Raw genomic sequence first — 16,798 nt, 5'->3', positions numbered from 1 at the left:
ATTCGCCTGGCAGGCTGTTCATGCAGAATGACAGGCAACCGTTTGTGTAGGGGAATCGCCAAGTTGGTTAAGGCACCGGATTTTGATTCCGGCATACCAAGGTTCGAATCCTTGTTCCCCTGCCATTAAATACAAAGCAAGAACCAAAAGCCGCCAACGCAGGACGACAGTCAAGCCTTGGCGGCTTTTCAACTCCAACTCCACATAGTATCCAGGGTGTCCCATGGCGCTTGAAAACCTGATGGTCTTTACCGGCAACGCTAACCCGGAGCTGGCAGCCGGGGTAGCCAAGCAACTGGGTATTCCACTGGGCAAGGCAGTCGTCTCGAAGTTTTCCGACGGCGAAGTGATGGTCGAGATCAACGAGAACGTCCGCGGCAAGGACGTCTTCGTGCTGCAGTCGACCTGCGCACCCACCAACGACAACCTGATGGAAATCCTGCTGATGGTCGATGCGCTCAAGCGCGCTTCCGCCGGCCGGATCACCGCCGCCATTCCCTACTTCGGCTATGCCCGCCAGGATCGCCGCCCCCGTTCGGCGCGCGTGGCGATCTCCGCCAAGGTCGTCGCCAACATGCTGCAGCAGGTCGGCGTCGGCCGCGTGCTGATCATGGACCTGCACGCGGACCAGATTCAGGGTTTCTTCGATATCCCGGTCGACAACATCTACGCGTCGCCGGTGCTGCTGAGCGACCTGATCACCAAGAACTACGACGACCTGCTGGTCGTATCGCCCGACGTCGGCGGTGTGGTGCGCGCACGTGCGCTGGCCAAGCGCCTGAACTGCGACCTGGCGATCATCGACAAGCGGCGTCCCAAGGCCAATGTTTCGGAAGTCATGCACATCATCGGCGAAGTCGAAGGCCGCAACTGCGTGATCATGGACGACATGGTGGACACCGCGGGCACGCTGACCAAGGCGGCAGAGGTGCTGAAGGACCGCGGCGCGAAGAAGGTGATCGCCTACTGTACGCACCCGGTGCTGTCCGGCCCGGCGATCGAGCGCATTGCGACCTCGCCGCTGGACGAGCTGGTGGTGACCGACACCATCCCGCTGTCGCCCGCAGCCCTGGCCTGCCCGAAAATTCGTCAGCTTACCTGCGCGGACCTGCTGGCGGAAACCATCAAGCGCATTACCAAGGGCGACTCGGTCAGCCTGTTGTTCGCCGATTAAGATTTCGCATTTCCCTTCGCCCGCCTCGTGCGGACGAAGGTTTTCCGGCTCCCTGGTCGCGGGGAGCCTCAACGCAAGGCCTGGCCTTGCCATCAATGGAGTTTTGACATGAAAGTAGTCGCATTTCCGCGCAAGGAGCAGGGGACCGGAGCGAGCCGCCGCCTGCGCAATGCCGGCCAGACCCCGGGCATCATCTATGGCGGCAGCGCCGCGCCGGTCACGGTCGCGCTGGACCACAACGCACTGTTCCACGCCCTGAAAAAGGAGGCGTTCCACTCGTCCATCCTCGACATGGAAGTCGAAGGCAAGGTCGAGAAGGTCCTGCTGCGTGACTTCCAGATGCACGCGTTCAAGCAGCTCGTGCTGCACGTCGACTTCCAGCGCGTCGACCAGAACCAGAAGATCCACGTGAAGGTGCCGCTGCACTTCGTGAACGCGGAAATCTCGCCGGCCGTCAAGCTGGGCGGCGCAGTCATCAGCCACGTGATGAACGAACTGGACATCTCCTGCCTGCCGGGCGACCTGCCGGAATTCGTCGAAGTCGACCTGTCCAACGTCGAAGCAGGCGCATCGATCCACCTGTCGGACATCAAGCTGCCCAAGGGCGTGACCGCTGTGCTGCATGGCCAGGAAAACCCGACCATCGCCAATGCAAGCGTTCCGGCTGGCCAGGTCTCGGCAGACGATGCTGCTGCTTCGGAAGAAGGCGGCGACAAGAAGTAATCGGCAGCGCCGGAAAAAAGCCCCGCCCCGCTGGCGGGGTTTTTTATTATGGGCGCCGGTTGGACGCAGAGGCCGCACTTCCGGGATAATCAGCGCTTTCGTCAGTCACCGCCCCGCGCCGCCGGCGCAGGGCTTCGCAAGCATGCCCATCCGCCTGATCGCCGGCCTCGGCAACCCCGGGGCCGAGTATGAACAAACGCGCCACAACGCCGGTTTCTGGCTGGTCGACCAGCTGGCGCGCGGCGCACTCGTGCGCGAAAGCCGCTACAACGCCCTCGCCTGCAAGACCCGCATCGCGGGGCAGGAAGTCTGGCTGCTGGAGCCGCAAACCTATATGAACCGCTCTGGCCAGTCGGTCGGCGCGATTGCCCGCTTCTACAAGATCGCACCTGAAGACGTGCTGGTGGTGCACGACGAACTCGACCTGCATCCGGGAAGCGCCAAGATCAAGAAGGGCGGATCCTCGGGGGGCCATAACGGCCTGAAGGACATCACCGCCGCGCTTGGGACGCAGGACTACTGGCGCCTGCGGATCGGCATCGGCCATCCGCGCAGCCTGAACCTGCAGCAACCGGTCGTCGACTTTGTATTGCACCGCCCGCGCAAGGAAGAACAGCCGCTGATCGACGACGCGATCAGCCGCAGCATCGACGTGGTGCCGCTGCTCTGCGAGGGGAAGTTCGAAGCGGCGATGATGCAGCTGCACAGCGCAAAATGATGAAGAAGCCCAGTCCGATAGCGATCCATGCCGGGCCGAAAGCACTGGCGCACCTGCACGCGCATGGACTGCGCGCCGCCGACGTCGCCGTCGTGCCCGGTGCAGCCGGGGGGCCGAAGGGCCTGATCCTGCAGAAGCTGGACCAGTGGCTGTTCGGCAGCTGGCTGCCTTCCGCGCCGCGCGAGCGCACGCTGATCGGCGCCTCCATCGGCGCATGGCGGATGGCGGCGGCCTGCACCGCCGATCCCGTCGCCGCGTTCGAACGGCTCGGCACGCTGTACTGCAGCCAGCGCTACCCACACCGGCCATCCGCTGCCTATGTCACCGAAACCTGCCAGAACGTGCTCGGCGGCCTGCTCGACGGGCATGAAGCGGAGATCGTCAGCCATCCGCACTACCGACTGCAGGTGCTGGTATCGCGCGGCCGGGGCCTGCTCCGCGCGCCGCGCCGCAATCTCGCGCTCAGCTCAGGCTTCGGCCTTGCGGTGCTCGGCAACCTCGCCTCGCGCGCGCGCCTGGCCGATCATCTGGCCCGGGTCGTGATCGGGGATGCACGGGATCCGTTGTTCTGGCTGAAAGCGAAGTTCGACAGCTTCGACACGCAGTTCGCCAGCCTGGACCAAGGCAACCTGCGACGGGCCCTGCTCGCCTCCGGCACCCTGCCGTTCACGATGGAACCGGTTGCCGGCATCCCCGGCGCGCCGGAAGGCACCTACTGGGACGGCGGCCTGATCGATTACCACCTGGCGCTGCCGTACTCGCGCGTGGCCGGCAATCCGGAAGGCGGCCTCGTGCTGTATCCGCACTTCGGCAACCGCATCATTCCGGGCTGGCTGGACAAGTCGCTGCCCTGGCGACGTGCAGGCGTCGGCGTCAACCGAGGCTGGCTCGACAACGTCGTCCTGGTGTCGCCGTCACGGGCCTTCCTGCAGACCCTGTCGCGCGGCAAGCTGCCGGACCGGAACGACTTCCATTACTACGGCCTCAACCATGACGCCCGCATCCTGAACTGGCAACTTGCCATCGGCGAAGGCGAACGGCTGCGCGACGCGCTCGCCTCCTTTGCCGAGAAGCCGGACCCGGGCCTGGTGCAGCCGCTCTGAAACGGCATCCGCCCCCACCCTCGCCCGCCCCCGGCTTTGGATAAGCCGATGCAGCAGGGTTACAATTGGCGCTTTGCGAGCTGGCGGCAATTTGCGTTCCGTCATCTCCAGGGCTGCTCCACCTAACGCGCAGTAATGCGCGCAGTCCTTCAACACTGATCAGAAAGCGTTCCATGAGTCTCAAATGCGGCATCGTCGGCTTGCCTAACGTCGGCAAATCCACCCTGTTCAATGCGCTGACCAAGGCCGGCATCGCCGCCGAGAACTATCCGTTCTGCACCATTGAACCCAATGTGGGCATCGTCGAGGTGCCCGACCAGCGCCTCGCCGCGCTCGCCGCCATCGTGAAACCCGAGCGCATCGTGCCGGCCGTCGTGGAGTTCGTCGACATCGCCGGCCTGGTCGCCGGCGCGTCGAAAGGCGAAGGACTCGGCAACCAGTTCCTCGCGCATATTCGCGAGACCGATGCGATCGTCAACGTGGTGCGCTGCTTCGAAGACCCGAACGTGGTGCACGTCGCGGGCAAGGTGAGTCCGCTCGACGACATCGCCGTGATCCAGACCGAACTTGCGCTGGCCGACCTCGGCACGGTCGAGAAGGCGATTCAGCGCGAAGGCAAGAAGGCCAAGTCGGGCGACAAGGACGCGCAGAAGCTGGTGGCACTGCTGGAGCGCATCGTCCCCGAGTTGAACGAGGCACGGCCTGTGCGCGCGCTGGGACTCGACGCCGAGGAAATGGCGATCATCAAGCCGCTGTGCCTGATCACCGCGAAGCCGGCGATGTATGTCGCCAACGTGGCGGAAAACGGCTTCAGCGGCAATCCGCTGCTCGACCAACTGACCGCCTACGCCGGCGAGCAGAATGCACCGATCGTGGCGATCTGCGCCGCCATCGAGGCCGAAATCGCCGACCTGGAAGAAGAGGACAAGGGCGCGTTCCTGGCCGACATGGGCATGGAGGAGCCGGGCCTCAACCGCTTGATCCGCGCCGGCTTCAAGCTGCTCGGCCTGCAGACCTACTTCACCGCCGGCGTGAAGGAAGTGCGGGCATGGACCGTACCGGTCGGCGCCACCGCGCCGCAGGCCGCCGGCGTGATCCACACCGACTTCGAGCGCGGCTTCATCCGCGCGCAGACCATCGCCTTCGATGACTTCATCGCCTACAAGGGCGAACAGGGTGCGAAGGAAGCCGGCAAGATGCGCGCAGAAGGCAAGGAGTACATCGTCAAGGATGGAGACGTGCTCAACTTCCTGTTCAACGTCTGACGCCGCTGCGATGCCTATCCTCACCGAACTCAACCTCTATCCCGTCAAGTCATGCGCCGGCATCGCCCTGCGCGAAGCCGTCGTGACGCCCGCCGGCCTGATGGTCGAGCAGATCTACGACCGTGAATGGATGGTGGTCGACCTCAGCGGCAACTTCATGACGCAGCGCGAGTATCCGCGCATGGCGCTGATCGTCCCGCGCATCAAGGCCGACACGCTGGAGCTGCGTGCGCCGGGCATGCTGCGCCTGGAAGTGCCGCTGGGACTGCCGGCGCCGGAAGATGAACGCACGCTGGAGGTGCGCGTCTGGGGCGAGACGATCCGGGCCTACGATTGCGACGAGACCACCGCGACCTGGTTCAGCAACTTCCTCGGCACGCCCTGCCGGCTGGTGCGCTTCCATGCCGACGCGAAGCGCACCGCCAGCGCGGAATGGACAGGAGATACAGAGGCGCCGACGCTGTTCTCGGACGGTTTCCCGATGCTCGTGATTTCGCAGGAGTCGCTGGACGACCTGAACGGCAAGCTGCAGGCCCAGGGGCGCCAGAAGCTGCCGATGAACCGCTTCCGGCCGAACATCGTGATCAGCGGCGCCGGCGCCTTCGAGGAGGATCATGCGGAGCACATCCGGATCGGTGACGCGCTGCTCAAGCCGGTGAAGCCCTGCGCGCGCTGCGGCATTCCCTCGATCGACCAGGCGTCCGGCGAGGCCGGGGCCGATCCGCTGGATGTCATGCAGACGTACCGGACCAATGCGCGGGTCGGCGGCGGCGTTGCCTTCGGCATGAACACGATCCTGCTCGAAGGTGAAGGGCAGGTACTGCGGATCGGCCAGGAAGTCGACGTCCGCATCGCCTTCTGACGACGGCCATCGGGCCGCCGCCCGCGGCCTGAATTTCACTTGGAGAGTGCGGATGTCACGTGAACTGGTGGCGGAAAACCGGCGCTTGCAGGCACAGCTTTCGCAGCTGCTGGAACAGGCCGAGCATAACCAGCAGATCCTGCGCCGCCACCAGGCATTCGACCTCCAGTTCATCGCCGCCTCCGGTTTCCGGGATCTGCTGGAAACCCTGTTCCAGTCCTTTGCGCGCGCTTCCGGCCTCGACCCGGTCACGCTCTCGCTGCTGGATCCGGAGTACGAGATCCGGCGCATGCTCGCCGGCCTCGACATCAGCCTCTCCGCATGGCCGCAGCTGATCTTCGTGCAGGACGAATCCGAGTTCGGCGAACTGGCCGGCCGCCTGTCGCGCCCGGTGCTCGCGGACTACACCGAGCAGATGCATGGCGCGATGTTTCCCGAGCCGCTGCGGCCGCCGGCGAGCGTGGCGATCATGCCGCTGCTGCGGCGCGGCCAGATGATCGGCTGCCTCAACCTCGGCAGCCGCGACAAGGGCCGTTTCCTGCCCGGCATGGGCACCGACTTCATCGAGCACCGCGCCTCCATCATCGCCATCTGCCTCGAGAACGTGATCAACAATGAACGACTCAAGCATATCGGCCTGACCGACCCGCTGACGGGGGTGAACAACCGCCGCTACGTGGAGCGGCGGCTGCTGGAGGAGCTGGGCCGCAGCCGTCGCCAGGGCTATGCGCTGTCGTGCATGTACATCGACATTGACCACTTCAAGAAGATCAACGACAGCCTCGGCCACCAGGCCGGCGACGAAGTGCTGCGGGAAGTCGCGGGCCGCATCAAGGCCGAGCTGCGGCTGAGCGATGCGCTGGGCCGCTTCGGCGGGGAGGAGTTCGTCGTACTGCTGATCGAGGCGGAGCTGGACGATGCGATGAGCGTCGCGGAGCGCATCCGGCAAAGCGTGTCCGAACAACCCCTGCAGCTGGCGGGCGGACACACGCAGGCGGTGACGGTCTCCATCGGGGTGGCGTCGCTCGGAAGCAGCGACAAGAGTCCCCTCGACGTGCTGTCGCAAGCCTTCCTGGCGCGCGCCGACCGCGCGCTCTACCGCGCCAAGTCGGACGGGCGCAACCGGGTGGTGGCCGCCGCCTAGGCAGCGGGCTTCAGGAACGCCTGCAGCCGCTCGTACTTGGCCTGCAGTTCATCCCTGCTCTCGCGCCAGGCGGGATTGAACGGGATGCATTCGACGGGGCACACCTGCTGGCATTGCGGCTCGTCGAAATGGCCGACGCATTCGGTGCACTTGTTGGGATCGATCTCGTAGATCTCGGGCCCCATGTAGATCGCGTCGTTGGGGCATTCGGGCTCGCAGACGTCGCAGTTGATGCACTCGTCGGTGATCATCAAGGCCATGATGTTGTCCTGATTGCTGCGGGAATTACTGGCCGCCTCCGGCCGCCAATTTTTTCTTCAGCCACTTTTCCACGGACGGGAAAACGAACTTGGATACGTCTCCGCCCAGCGTGGCGATCTCGCGCACGATGGTGCCGGAGATGAACTGGTACTGGTCGGATGGCGTGAGGAACAGGGTTTCGACGTCGGGCAGCAGGTAGCGGTTCATGCCGGCCATCTGGAATTCGTATTCGAAGTCGGACACGGCGCGCAGTCCGCGCACGATCACCCGCGCATCCTGTGCGCGCACGAAATCCTTCAGCAGGCCGGAGAAGCTTTGCACCTGCACGTTCGGATAGTGCCCAAGCACCTCGTTGGCGATCGACAGGCGCTCGTCGAGGGAAAAGAACGGCTTCTTGTTCTTGCTGTCGGCCACGCCGACCACCAGCTTGTCAAACAGCCCCGACGCCCGGCGGACCAAATCTTCGTGTCCGCGGGTGAGCGGATCGAATGTTCCTGGATAAACAGCTGTAACCATCGCGGCTCCCTGACCAATTCTGTACAAATTCCGGAACGCGCATTATGCCTGAATTTAAGGTGGGCTATTGCGGCGCAACAAGTGGTAGAACACCATGCCCGCGCGGTCGTTGCGAAGCACCTCCCAGCGCTGCAGCCAGTCCGCGCCCGACGCGGGGTCGAGCGGCATTTCAGCTTCAGCATATACCATGCCCGAAACATTCAATAACGGTTCGCACAGGGGCAGTATTTTTACCAGCCAGTCCTGGTGGTAGGGTGGATCGAGGAAGATCAGGTCGTAGCGCTCGCCGCGGCTTTGCAGCGACTGCAGCACCGCCAGCGCGTCGCCGCGCACGATGTTCACCTGGCGTGCGTCCAGCTTGGCTTGGTTGGCCTGCAGCTGCCGCAGCGCAGGCATGCCCGATTCGACCATGGTGACGGCTTGCGCGCCTCGGCTGGCTGCCTCGAAGCCGAGCGCGCCGGTGCCGGCAAACAGGTCCAGGCAACGCAGCGGGGTCCAGTCATTGCCGACGAAGTGCCCGATCCAGTTGAACACCGTCTCGCGCACCCGGTCCGGGGTCGGACGCAGCCCCTCCGCATCAAGTACGGGCAGCGGCGTACGCTTCCACTGGCCGCCGATGATGCGCACCTGACGTGCCGGACCGGCGTGGGCGCGGCCGGAACGCGCAGGCTTATTTCTCATTGCCGACCACGACGGTGGTCATCTTGTCGAGCGCAATCTTGCGCTGGAAGGCGGCGCGGATTTCCGCCGCCGTCACCTTGGAGACGCGCGCGGTCCAGGTGTCGAGGTAGTCGAGCGGCAGTCCGTAAAACCCGATCGCCGCGATGTTGTCGAGGATCTTCCGGTTATTGTCGATGCGCAGTGCAAAGCCGCCGACCAGGTTGTCCTTGGCGGCCTTCAGCTCCTGCTGCGTGGGGCCTTCGCGCAGGAAATCGGCGATGGTGCTGCGCACGATCTTCAGGGCTTCGTCGGCCTGGTCCTTCTGGGTTTGCAGGCCGGCCTGGAACGGCCCCGCCTGCGCCATTGGGTTGAAATAGCTGTAGACGCTGTAGGAGAGGCCGCGCTTCTCCCTCACCTCATGCGTGAGGCGGGACACGAAGCCGCCGCCGCCCAGCGTGTAGTTCCCCACCAGCAGCGGGAAATAATCGGGATCGCCGCGCACGATTGCCGGCACGCCGAGCAGGATGTGCGCCTGCGAAGCCGGATGGGCAATGTATTGCTCCCGCGGCGGCGGCAGCTGGACCGGCGGCAGCGCAGGCAGCGGCGCGCCCTGCGGCAGGCGTGCTGTCAGCTCGCGCGCGATGGCGTCCGCCTCGTTGCGGCTGACGTCGCCGATCATCGAAATGACTGCGCGGTTCGCAACGTAGTGGGTACGGTGGAAGTTGACGAGGTCGTCGCGGCCGATCGCCTCGACCGATGCCACCGTCTCGTGCTGGGCATACGGATGGTCGCCGTACATCATGCGCCAGAAGGCCTTGTTGCCGATCGACTCCGGCTTGGTCTCGTCCTCCTTGATCGCCGCGATGGTGCGTGCCTTGTCGCGCGCAAGCAGGTCCGCCGGGAACGCGGGGTGCGCGAGGATGCGCGCCAGCAAGGCGACCGAGGTTTCCCTTTCCCGGCTGCTGGACAGCGTGCGCAGGGTTGCGCCCGCCCGGTCGGCACCGGCGCCGCCGCCGCGCTGGGCGGCAAGGTCCGCGAACGCGTCCGATATCGCGGCCTCGCTCATTGCCGGCTCGGACCGGGGCCCGGTCGCCTCGCGCAGTCCGCGGGCCAGCATCGCCACCGTCAGATCGGCCGTTCCCGCCTTGCCGGCCGGATCGCGGCGCGAACCGGCATCGAACTCCACGCTGACATCGAGGATGGGAATGGAACGGTTCTCAACGAACAGGACGCGGGCGCCGTTGTCCAAAGTCCAGGACTGGATCTGCAGGGCGGCATATGCCGGCGCACAGACCGAAAACGCGATTGCCGCCACCCACCAGAAACGCTTGATCATCTTCCTATCCTCGTGCAATCAATGCCGCAGGCCCTTGGGGGCAGGCGGCGTCTTCTTCTCCGACAGCGGCAGCGGCACCAGGGTGGCCACCGTCAGCGTGTCGTCGCCGAAATACTTTCTTGCCACCGCCTGGACCTGATCGGCCCGCACCGCCTTGAGCTTCTCGATGATGCGGTCGATCTGGCGGTGGGAGATGCCCGACATCTCCATCGTGCCGATCTCCATCGCCTGGCCGAAGATGGAATCGCGCTTGTAGATCTGGCTGGCGATCAGCTGCGTCTTCACGCGCTGCAGCTCTTCCTCCGAGACGCCTTCGTTGGCGATCCGTTCGACTTCGGCGCGCAGCAGTTTCTCCAGCTCCGCGGTGGTCACGCCGTCCGCCGGCGTGCCGTCCAGCAGGAACAGGGCCGGGCCGCGGCTGATGTTGGAGTAGCCGGCGCCCGCCGAATTGGCCACCCGCTCGGTACGCACCAGGCGCGCGTTCAGGCGGGCGTTGTCGTAGCCGTCGAGGATGGCGGCCAGCACATCCAGCGCGTGGGACTCGTCGTCCTTCTCGACGTCGCGCATGGCGGGCACCTTGAATGCCAGCACCACGTATGGATTTTCGGCCGGCGCCTTCACGGTGGTGCGGCGGATCCCCCTCTGTTCCGGCTCGACCTGCGGCCGGGTCTCCGGCACCGCCTTGCGCGCGATCTTTCCGTAATGCTTCTCGGCCAGCGCCAGCACCTTCTTCGCCTCCACATCCCCCGTCACAACCAGGGTTGCGTTGTTGGGCGCATACCAGCGGTCGTACCAGTTCTTTGCGTCCTGCACGGTCATGCTCTGCAGGTCGCTCATCCAGCCGACGATCGGATGGCGGTAAGGGTGGGCCATGAACGCGGTCGCGTACAGCGCTTCGTACAACAGCGGGATCGGCTGGTCCTCGGTGCGCCAGCGCCGCTCCTCCATCACCACCCGGATCTCGCGCCCGAATTCTTCCTTGCTGAATATCAGGTTGGCCATGCGATCCGCCTCCAGCGCCATCACCTTTTCGAGGTTTGACTTCTCGATCTGCTGGAAATAGGCGGTGTAGTCCTTGCTCGTGAAGGCATTCTCGCGGCCGCCGAGGGCTGCCACCCGCTGGCTGAACTCGCCCGGTTTCAGGGTCTTGGTACCCTTGAACATCATGTGCTCGAGTGCATGGGCAATCCCCGTGGTGCCGTTCTGTTCGTCGATCGAGCCGGTCCGGTACCACACCATGTGGGCGACCGTGGGAGCGCGATGGTCTTCCTTCACAATCACCTTCATGCCGTTCTTCAGCATGAACTCCTGCGCATCCTGGGCATGCGCCGGCAGCACGAACAGGCCGAGCGCCCAGGCCGCCGCGGTAAGGGCAATCCGAAATTTCATGGTCTGTGCTCTGATAAAATACGAGGCTGGTTTTGATGCGGAAACCCGGGTTGCCCCGGCGCCGCAAAAATGAGGTTCCGATTGTATCTTCTTTCTGTCGTGCGCCTTTGCGCGCGCCTGATCGCTTATCCCGCCTCCACAGATGTTTAGTTTCCTGAAGAAAAAACAGAAAGACGCGGCGCCGGTGCAGGACACCGCCCCGGACGCCGCAGCGGAAACCGCAGGCGCCACCGGCGAGACCGCGGCGCCCGCCGAACAGAAGTCGTCCTGGATTCCATCCTGGTTCAAGAAGGACGAGGCGCCGGCAGAAGGAGCGACGCAAGCAACCCCGGCCTCGTCCGAGGCCGCCATTCCGACCGCTCCGGCTACCCCGACCGACGTCCTGCCAGTCGAGGAGGACGACGAATCCGAACTGGTCGCCGACGTGCAGACCCAGGAGCAGAAGCAGTCCTGGATGCAGCGCCTGCGGTCGGGCCTGTCCAAGACCTCCTCCAGCCTCACCACCCTGTTCGTGGGCGCGCGCATTGACGACGATCTCTACGATGAGCTCGAAGCCGCGTTGCTGATGGCGGACGCCGGTGTCGAGGCGACCCGCTTCCTGCTCGACGCGCTGAAGAAAAAGGTCCGGAGCGAAAAGCTGACCGACGCGCAGCAGGTGAAGGCGGCGCTGCGCGCCCTGCTGGTCGACATGCTCGCGCCGCTGCAAAAGCCGTTCGTGCTCGGACGGCAGCAGCCGCTGGTCGTGATGATCGCGGGCGTCAACGGCGCCGGCAAGACCACCACCATCGGCAAGCTGGCCAAGCACCTGCAGGCACACCGGCAGTCGGTACTGCTTGCCGCCGGCGACACCTTCCGTGCCGCCGCACGTGAACAGCTGGCAATCTGGGGCGAACGGAACAACGTCGCCGTGATCGCCCAGGAGTCCGGCGATCCGGCCGCGGTGGCCTTCGACGCGGTGCAGTCGGCGAAGGCACGCAAGCTCGACGTCGTGATGGTCGATACCGCCGGGCGCCTGCCCACCCAGCTTCACCTGATGGAGGAGCTCAAGAAGATTCGCCGGGTGATCGGCAAGGGGATGGACGGCGCTCCGCACGAAGTGCTGCTGGTCATCGATGGCAACACCGGCCAGAACGCGCTGGCCCAGGTCAAGGCCTTCGACGACGCGCTGCAGCTTACCGGCCTGGTGGTGACCAAGCTGGACGGCACTGCCAAGGGGGGCGTGCTGGCGGCGATCGCCAAGACCCGGCCGGTCCCGGTTTATTTCATCGGCGTCGGCGAGAAGATCGAGGACCTGCAGCCGTTCAACGCCCAGGAATTTGTGGACGCGCTGCTGTCATGATCGAATTTCAGCAGGTATCCAAGTTCTATGCCGGCAATGCGCCGGCGCTGTCCGACATCAACCTGCGGATCGACAAGGGCGAGCTGGTGTTCCTGTCCGGCCCGTCCGGCGCGGGCAAGTCGACGCTGCTCAGGATGATTGCGGCAATGGAGCGGCCGAGCAGCGGCACCGTCACCGTCAACGGGCAGGATGTCGGGAGACTGAAGGCATCCGGCCTGCCCTACCTGCGCCGCAACCTCGGCCTGATCTTCCAGCCGCACTGTCTGCTGACCGATCGCAGCGTTCTGGCCAACGTGACCTTGCCGCTGCTGGTCACCGGCACGCCGCGCGCGGACGCCGAGAAACGCGCCCGCGCCGCGCTGGACAAGGTCGGCTTGCTCGACCATGCCGCCAGCGAGCCGCTGGCGCTGTCCGGCGGCGAACAGCAGCGGGTGGCGATTGCCCGGGCCATCGTCAACCGGCCTCAGATCATCCTCGCCGACGAACCCACGGCCAACCTCGACCGCGCGAGCGCGAACCGCGTGATGGGCGCGCTGGAGGCGTTTCACGGCGTGGGCGTCACCTGCCTGATCGCAACCCACGACGAGACGATCCTGCGCAATGCCTCCCGCGTGATCTACCTCGAGCGCGGCCGCCTGACCGGCGTGCCTGCTGTCGAACCGGCGCCGGAGGTTTACGCATGAGCGGCTGGCTACGCCTCCATTCCCTTGCGCTGGCGGATGCGCTGCGCCATGTCCTGCGATCGCGCGGGAGCTTCATCCTGAACGCGCTTGTGGTCGCGATCGCGCTGGCGCTGCCCTTCGCCGGGCTGACCATCCTGGAAAATGTACGTCCCGTATCCGAGCAGCTCGCCGTGGAACCCGAGATCAGCATCTTTCTGGCACTCGACGCCAGCCGCGAGCAGGCCAACGGCCTCGCCCCGAAGATTCGCAGCATCGTCCAGGAGTCAGGCGCTGCCGGCCGCCTGGAGTTCATCCCCCGCGAGCGCGCGCTGACGACATTGAAGGACAAGTCCGGCCTGTCGGAAGCAATCACCGCGCTCGGAGAGAATCCGCTTCCCGACGGCTACGTACTGAAACTCTCCGGCGTGCAGGACCCGGCCGGGGCGGCCAGGGCGGAAGACATCGGCTCCCGCATCAAGGCCTTGCCCGGCGTCGAATACGTGCAGATCGACTCGGCCTGGGTGAAACGTCTGGCGGCGTTGTTGCGGGTGCTGCGGCTGGCGCTGCTGTTCTTCGCAGCCACCCTGGGGGTGGTGGTGATTGCGGTGGTATTCAATACCATCCGGCTGCAGGTCATGACGCAGCGCGAGGAGATCGAGGTGTGCCGGATGATCGGCGCAACCGACAGCTACGTCTGCCGGCCGTTCTACTATGCGGGCGCCCTGCTCGGGCTGATTGCCGGCGCGCTGGCCCTGGCCGTCGTCGCGCTTGCGCTGCAGCCGCTGAATGGCGCCATCGCAGACTTTGCCCGTCTATATGCGTCCGAATTCCGGATGGCCCCGCTGCCCCCCGGCATTTCCGTCCTGCTCCTGGGTTCCAGCGCCTTACTGGGCTTGATGGGCGCCGCCCTTTGCGTCAGACGCTACCTGGCCCGGCTTGCCTGACGGCAGATCTTGACGGCCCGCAACAAGGCAGCCACGCGGTCCATTAAAGTAATTGCTCGCCTTGTCAGGAATGCAATTAGGCAGCCCCTATCGGTCCGGTAAAAAGCGGCGATTAGCACTCTCCCTACCGGAGTGCTAATATACTTGCCATGAAGGCTGCAGGCAGTCCTGCCTGCAGCAGCTTGGGAAGCAAGGAGAAAGAATGGAAGCACAATCTGCACTGGTCCCGTTTGGCAACAAGGCCCTGGCGCTAGGTTTTTCCGGCAATCTCGGCAATATCGAAGCTTATATTTCCGCCGTTAACCGCATTCCGATGCTGACGCCGGAGGAAGAAACCTCGCTGGCGCGCCGGCTGCGCAATGAAAACGATCTGGGCGCCGCCCAGAAACTGGTGCTGTCGCATCTGCGGCTGGTGGTCTCCATCGCCCGCGGATATCTCGGCTACGGCCTGCCGCACGCGGACCTGATCCAGGAAGGCAATATCGGCCTGATGAAGGCCGTGAAACGCTTTGATCCGGAACAGGGTGTCCGCCTGGTGTCCTATGCGATGCACTGGATCAAGGCCGAGATCCACGAGTACATCCTCAAGAACTGGCGCCTGGTCAAAGTGGCGACGACCAAGGCCCAGCGCAAGCTGTTTTTCAACCTGCGCAGCCACAAGGCCGGGCTGGATGCAATGACGCCGGCGCAGGTTGATGACCTGGCGAGGACGCTGAACGTCAAGCGCGAGGAAGTCATCGAGATGGAAACCCGGATGTCCGGCCATGACATCGCGCTTGATGCGCCGACGGATGACGAGGACGACAAGTTCGCTCCTATCGCCTATCTGTCGTCGGAGTCGAACGAGCCGACCAGGGAGATCGAGGCACGTCAGTTCGACCGGCTGCAATCGGAAGGACTGGAAACCGCCCTCGCCAAGCTCGACCCGCGTTCGCGCCGCATCGTCGAGGCGCGCTGGCTGGCCAACGACGACGGCTCTGGCGCGACGCTGCATGAACTGGCGGACGAATTCGGCGTGTCGGCGGAGCGCATCCGCCAGATCGAAAGCGCAGCACTGAAGAAAATGAAAAGCACGCTGGCCTCGTACGCCTGAGGCACCGGGCGGCAACGTCCCAAACGAAAAGGCGCTCGATAACGAGCGCCTTTTTTCTTTTCCCGACCGTCGGGGCCGGTATCAGGACAGCAGCAGCTTGAGGTCGTGGGCGATCGGCTCTGCGCCCTGGCCATGGCGGACGAACAGCCTGATCCTGCCCTCGGGGTCGAATACGTAGCTGCCGGCAGTATGGTCCATGGTGTAGCTGCCGGCTTCCTTGCCCGGCACCTTCTGGAAAAATACCTTGAAATCCTTCGCGATCTTCTCGGTTTCGGCCTTGTCCCCGACCAGGCCGAGGAAGCGGGAATCGAAGGCGGGCACGTACTTCGACAGCAGTTCCGGCGTGTCGCGCTCCGGATCGACGGTCACGAACAGTACCTGCACCCGGTCCGCCAGCGGGCCGAGTTGCTGCATGACGTTTGCCATCTCCGACATGGTGGTCGGGCAGACGTCGGGGCACTGCGTGTAGCCGAAGAAGACGACGACCGCCTTGCCCTTGAAGCTCTCGAGGGTACGCAGCTGGCCGTTATGATCCTTGATCGAGAAGCCCTTTGCATAGTCAAGGCCGGTGACGTCGGTGTTCTTGAATGTCGAGTTCACCGGCGACAGCACCATCTGGGCGCCCTCGCCCTGCTGACGGTCGCACCCGGCAAGGAACAGGCTGGCCACCGCCAGTGTGAGCGGCGCGAGGGAACGTAGGGACAGGAGAGGCATCACGATCAGAATCTGAAATAGTGGTCGACCAGCAGCGCCGCAAAGAGCAGCGACAGGTAGACGATGGAATAGGCAAACGTCTGGCGCGCAAGAAGATCGCTGTAGTCGCGGTACATCCGCCAGGCATAGCGCAGGAAGATCGCGCCGAGCACGACGGCGCTGGCCAGGTAAAGCAGGCCGCTCATCTGGACCGCGAACGGCAGCATGGTCGTCGCGACCAGGGCAATCGTGTACAGCCAGATGTGGAACTGGGTGAACTTGAGGCCATGCGTGACCGGCAGCATCGGCAATCCGGATTTCGCATAATCATCCCTGCGGTACAGCGCAAGCGCCCAGAAGTGCGGCGGGGTCCAGACGAAGATGATCAGCACCAGGATCCATGCCTGCATCGGGACATCGTTGGCGACCGCTGCCCAACCGAGCGCGGGCGGCATCGCGCCGGACAGCCCGCCGATCACGATGTTTTGCGGCGTCGCCGGCTTGAGCAGCATGGTGTAGATCACGGCATAACCGACGAAGGTGGCGAAGGTGAGCCACATGGTCAGCGGATTGACGAAGGTGAACAGCACCCACATGCCGGCGCCGCCGATGACGCCGGAGAAGACCAGGGTCTGCGGCACCGTCAGCTCGCCCCGGGCCATCGGCCGACGCGCGGTACGCGCCATGCGCGAGTCGATCTCGCGCTCGACCAGGCAATTGACCGCGAACGCAGCCCCCGCCAGCAGCCAGATGCCGATGGTCGCGGCCACCAGGATCTTCCAGTCGGGCAGTCCGGGCGACGCGAGGAACATGCCGATCACGGCGCAGAACACCGCAAGCTGCGTGACGCGGGGCTTGGTGAGCGCCCAGTACTGGGCCAGCCGGTTGGGAGGGATAGTCAGAGTATTCACTTGGA

Annotated in this window: 18 protein-coding genes and 1 tRNA gene; 12 read left to right on the top strand and 7 right to left on the bottom strand. The window is 64.7% G+C overall.

The features are described 5' to 3' along the window. Positions 1–48 precede the first annotated feature (48 nt). The 8 genes from VIM12_RS08650 (at position 49) to VIM12_RS08615 (ending at position 6,989) form a co-directional block, all read left to right on the top strand. Positions 49–125, top strand: a tRNA-Gln gene (locus VIM12_RS08650). Positions 126–223: 98 nt separating this feature from the next. Then, entirely contained in the window at positions 224–1,174 is a 951-nt protein-coding gene (locus VIM12_RS08645) for a ribose-phosphate pyrophosphokinase (protein WP_331941214.1), read from the top strand. A gap of 108 nt (positions 1,175–1,282) precedes the next feature. Further along, a complete protein-coding gene (locus tag VIM12_RS08640; RefSeq protein ID WP_331941213.1) occupies positions 1,283–1,897 on the top strand; it encodes a 50S ribosomal protein L25/general stress protein Ctc in 615 nt (204 codons plus the stop codon). Between the two features lie 142 nt (positions 1,898–2,039). Continuing rightward, complete coding sequence (pth, locus tag VIM12_RS08635; protein ID WP_331941212.1) at positions 2,040–2,615, top strand: aminoacyl-tRNA hydrolase; 576 nt, start codon at positions 2,040–2,042, stop codon at positions 2,613–2,615. Then, positions 2,612–3,718, top strand: coding sequence for a patatin-like phospholipase family protein (locus VIM12_RS08630; RefSeq protein WP_331941211.1), 1,107 nt, complete (start codon positions 2,612–2,614; stop codon positions 3,716–3,718). Before pth ends, VIM12_RS08630 begins: the two co-directional genes overlap by 4 nt. 173 nt (positions 3,719–3,891) lie before the next feature. Continuing rightward, complete coding sequence (gene ychF / locus VIM12_RS08625) at positions 3,892–4,983, top strand: redox-regulated ATPase YchF (RefSeq protein WP_331941210.1); 1,092 nt, start codon at positions 3,892–3,894, stop codon at positions 4,981–4,983. Between the two features lie 10 nt (positions 4,984–4,993). Next, positions 4,994–5,845 carry an MOSC domain-containing protein gene (locus VIM12_RS08620; protein WP_331941209.1) on the top strand — a complete coding sequence of 284 codons (852 nt, stop codon included), beginning with the start codon at positions 4,994–4,996 and terminating at the stop codon, positions 5,843–5,845. 52 nt (positions 5,846–5,897) lie between these two features. Further along, positions 5,898–6,989, top strand: a complete 1,092-nt coding sequence (locus tag VIM12_RS08615) for a GGDEF domain-containing protein (RefSeq protein WP_331941208.1) — start codon at positions 5,898–5,900, stop codon at positions 6,987–6,989. Here the strand turns inward: VIM12_RS08615 and VIM12_RS08610 are convergent. The 5 genes from VIM12_RS08610 to VIM12_RS08590 are packed head-to-tail and all read right to left on the bottom strand — an operon-like array spanning position 6,986 to position 11,151. Continuing rightward, on the bottom strand, positions 6,986–7,249 hold the full coding sequence (locus tag VIM12_RS08610) for a YfhL family 4Fe-4S dicluster ferredoxin (protein WP_331941207.1): 264 nt from the start codon (positions 7,247–7,249) through the stop codon (positions 6,986–6,988). The genes VIM12_RS08615 and VIM12_RS08610 overlap by 4 nt on opposite strands. 25 nt (positions 7,250–7,274) lie before the next feature. Continuing rightward, entirely contained in the window at positions 7,275–7,766 is a 492-nt protein-coding gene (gene coaD / locus VIM12_RS08605) for a pantetheine-phosphate adenylyltransferase (protein ID WP_331941206.1), read from the bottom strand. Between the two features lie 54 nt (positions 7,767–7,820). Then, positions 7,821–8,447: a 16S rRNA (guanine(966)-N(2))-methyltransferase RsmD gene (gene rsmD / locus VIM12_RS08600; RefSeq protein ID WP_331941205.1), complete on the bottom strand. Its 627-nt coding sequence runs from the start codon at positions 8,445–8,447 to the stop codon at positions 7,821–7,823. Beyond that, positions 8,437–9,762: a pitrilysin family protein gene (locus tag VIM12_RS08595; RefSeq protein WP_331941204.1), complete on the bottom strand. Its 1,326-nt coding sequence runs from the start codon at positions 9,760–9,762 to the stop codon at positions 8,437–8,439. The genes rsmD and VIM12_RS08595 overlap by 11 nt, the downstream gene beginning before the upstream one ends. Positions 9,763–9,780: 18 nt before the next feature. Continuing rightward, positions 9,781–11,151 carry a pitrilysin family protein gene (locus tag VIM12_RS08590; protein WP_331941203.1) on the bottom strand — a complete coding sequence of 457 codons (1,371 nt, stop codon included), beginning with the start codon at positions 11,149–11,151 and terminating at the stop codon, positions 9,781–9,783. A 142-nt stretch (positions 11,152–11,293) separates the two neighbouring features. Here VIM12_RS08590 and ftsY point away from each other — a divergent pair, with 142 nt between their 5' ends. The 4 genes from ftsY (at position 11,294) to rpoH (ending at position 15,189) form a co-directional block, all read left to right on the top strand. Then, positions 11,294–12,490, top strand: coding sequence for a signal recognition particle-docking protein FtsY (gene ftsY / locus VIM12_RS08585; protein WP_331941202.1), 1,197 nt, complete (start codon positions 11,294–11,296; stop codon positions 12,488–12,490). After that, positions 12,487–13,173, top strand: a complete 687-nt coding sequence (locus VIM12_RS08580) for a cell division ATP-binding protein FtsE (RefSeq protein WP_331941201.1) — start codon at positions 12,487–12,489, stop codon at positions 13,171–13,173. Before ftsY ends, VIM12_RS08580 begins: the two co-directional genes overlap by 4 nt. Further along, a complete protein-coding gene (locus VIM12_RS08575; RefSeq protein WP_331941200.1) occupies positions 13,170–14,096 on the top strand; it encodes an ABC transporter permease in 927 nt (308 codons plus the stop codon). Before VIM12_RS08580 ends, VIM12_RS08575 begins: the two co-directional genes overlap by 4 nt. A 202-nt stretch (positions 14,097–14,298) precedes the next feature. After that, positions 14,299–15,189, top strand: a complete 891-nt coding sequence (gene rpoH / locus VIM12_RS08570; RefSeq protein ID WP_331941199.1) for an RNA polymerase sigma factor RpoH — start codon at positions 14,299–14,301, stop codon at positions 15,187–15,189. Positions 15,190–15,270: 81 nt separating this feature from the next. Here the strand turns inward: rpoH and VIM12_RS08565 are convergent, their stop codons facing one another. Both VIM12_RS08565 and cyoE read right to left on the bottom strand, forming a co-directional pair. Then, positions 15,271–15,903, bottom strand: a complete 633-nt coding sequence (locus tag VIM12_RS08565) for an SCO family protein (RefSeq protein WP_414691771.1) — start codon at positions 15,901–15,903, stop codon at positions 15,271–15,273. A gap of 5 nt (positions 15,904–15,908) precedes the next feature. After that, entirely contained in the window at positions 15,909–16,793 is an 885-nt protein-coding gene (cyoE, locus tag VIM12_RS08560; RefSeq protein ID WP_331941198.1) for a heme o synthase, read from the bottom strand. Between the last annotated feature and the right edge of the window lie 5 nt (positions 16,794–16,798).

This window comes from Noviherbaspirillum sp. (assembly GCF_036563305.1).
Lineage (GTDB): Bacteria > Pseudomonadota > Gammaproteobacteria > Burkholderiales > Burkholderiaceae_D > Noviherbaspirillum.
The sequence above is the reverse complement of the archived record's forward strand: the minus strand, read 5'-3'. Positions and strand labels throughout refer to the sequence as shown.

Coding starts and splice junctions, on each gene's coding strand:
- VIM12_RS08645 (WP_331941214.1), top strand. CDS start 224: ATGGCGCTTGAAAACCTGATGGTCTTTACCGGCAACGCTAACCCGGAG.
- VIM12_RS08640 (WP_331941213.1), top strand. CDS start 1,283: ATGAAAGTAGTCGCATTTCCGCGCAAGGAGCAGGGGACCGGAGCGAGC.
- pth (WP_331941212.1), top strand. CDS start 2,040: ATGCCCATCCGCCTGATCGCCGGCCTCGGCAACCCCGGGGCCGAGTAT.
- VIM12_RS08630 (WP_331941211.1), top strand. CDS start 2,612: ATGATGAAGAAGCCCAGTCCGATAGCGATCCATGCCGGGCCGAAAGCA.
- ychF (WP_331941210.1), top strand. CDS start 3,892: ATGAGTCTCAAATGCGGCATCGTCGGCTTGCCTAACGTCGGCAAATCC.
- VIM12_RS08620 (WP_331941209.1), top strand. CDS start 4,994: ATGCCTATCCTCACCGAACTCAACCTCTATCCCGTCAAGTCATGCGCC.
- VIM12_RS08615 (WP_331941208.1), top strand. CDS start 5,898: ATGTCACGTGAACTGGTGGCGGAAAACCGGCGCTTGCAGGCACAGCTT.
- VIM12_RS08610 (WP_331941207.1), bottom strand. CDS start 7,249: ATGGCCTTGATGATCACCGACGAGTGCATCAACTGCGACGTCTGCGAG.
- coaD (WP_331941206.1), bottom strand. CDS start 7,766: ATGGTTACAGCTGTTTATCCAGGAACATTCGATCCGCTCACCCGCGGA.
- rsmD (WP_331941205.1), bottom strand. CDS start 8,447: ATGAGAAATAAGCCTGCGCGTTCCGGCCGCGCCCACGCCGGTCCGGCA.
- VIM12_RS08595 (WP_331941204.1), bottom strand. CDS start 9,762: ATGATCAAGCGTTTCTGGTGGGTGGCGGCAATCGCGTTTTCGGTCTGT.
- VIM12_RS08590 (WP_331941203.1), bottom strand. CDS start 11,151: ATGAAATTTCGGATTGCCCTTACCGCGGCGGCCTGGGCGCTCGGCCTG.
- ftsY (WP_331941202.1), top strand. CDS start 11,294: ATGTTTAGTTTCCTGAAGAAAAAACAGAAAGACGCGGCGCCGGTGCAG.
- VIM12_RS08580 (WP_331941201.1), top strand. CDS start 12,487: ATGATCGAATTTCAGCAGGTATCCAAGTTCTATGCCGGCAATGCGCCG.
- VIM12_RS08575 (WP_331941200.1), top strand. CDS start 13,170: ATGAGCGGCTGGCTACGCCTCCATTCCCTTGCGCTGGCGGATGCGCTG.
- rpoH (WP_331941199.1), top strand. CDS start 14,299: ATGGAAGCACAATCTGCACTGGTCCCGTTTGGCAACAAGGCCCTGGCG.
- VIM12_RS08565 (WP_414691771.1), bottom strand. CDS start 15,903: ATGCCTCTCCTGTCCCTACGTTCCCTCGCGCCGCTCACACTGGCGGTG.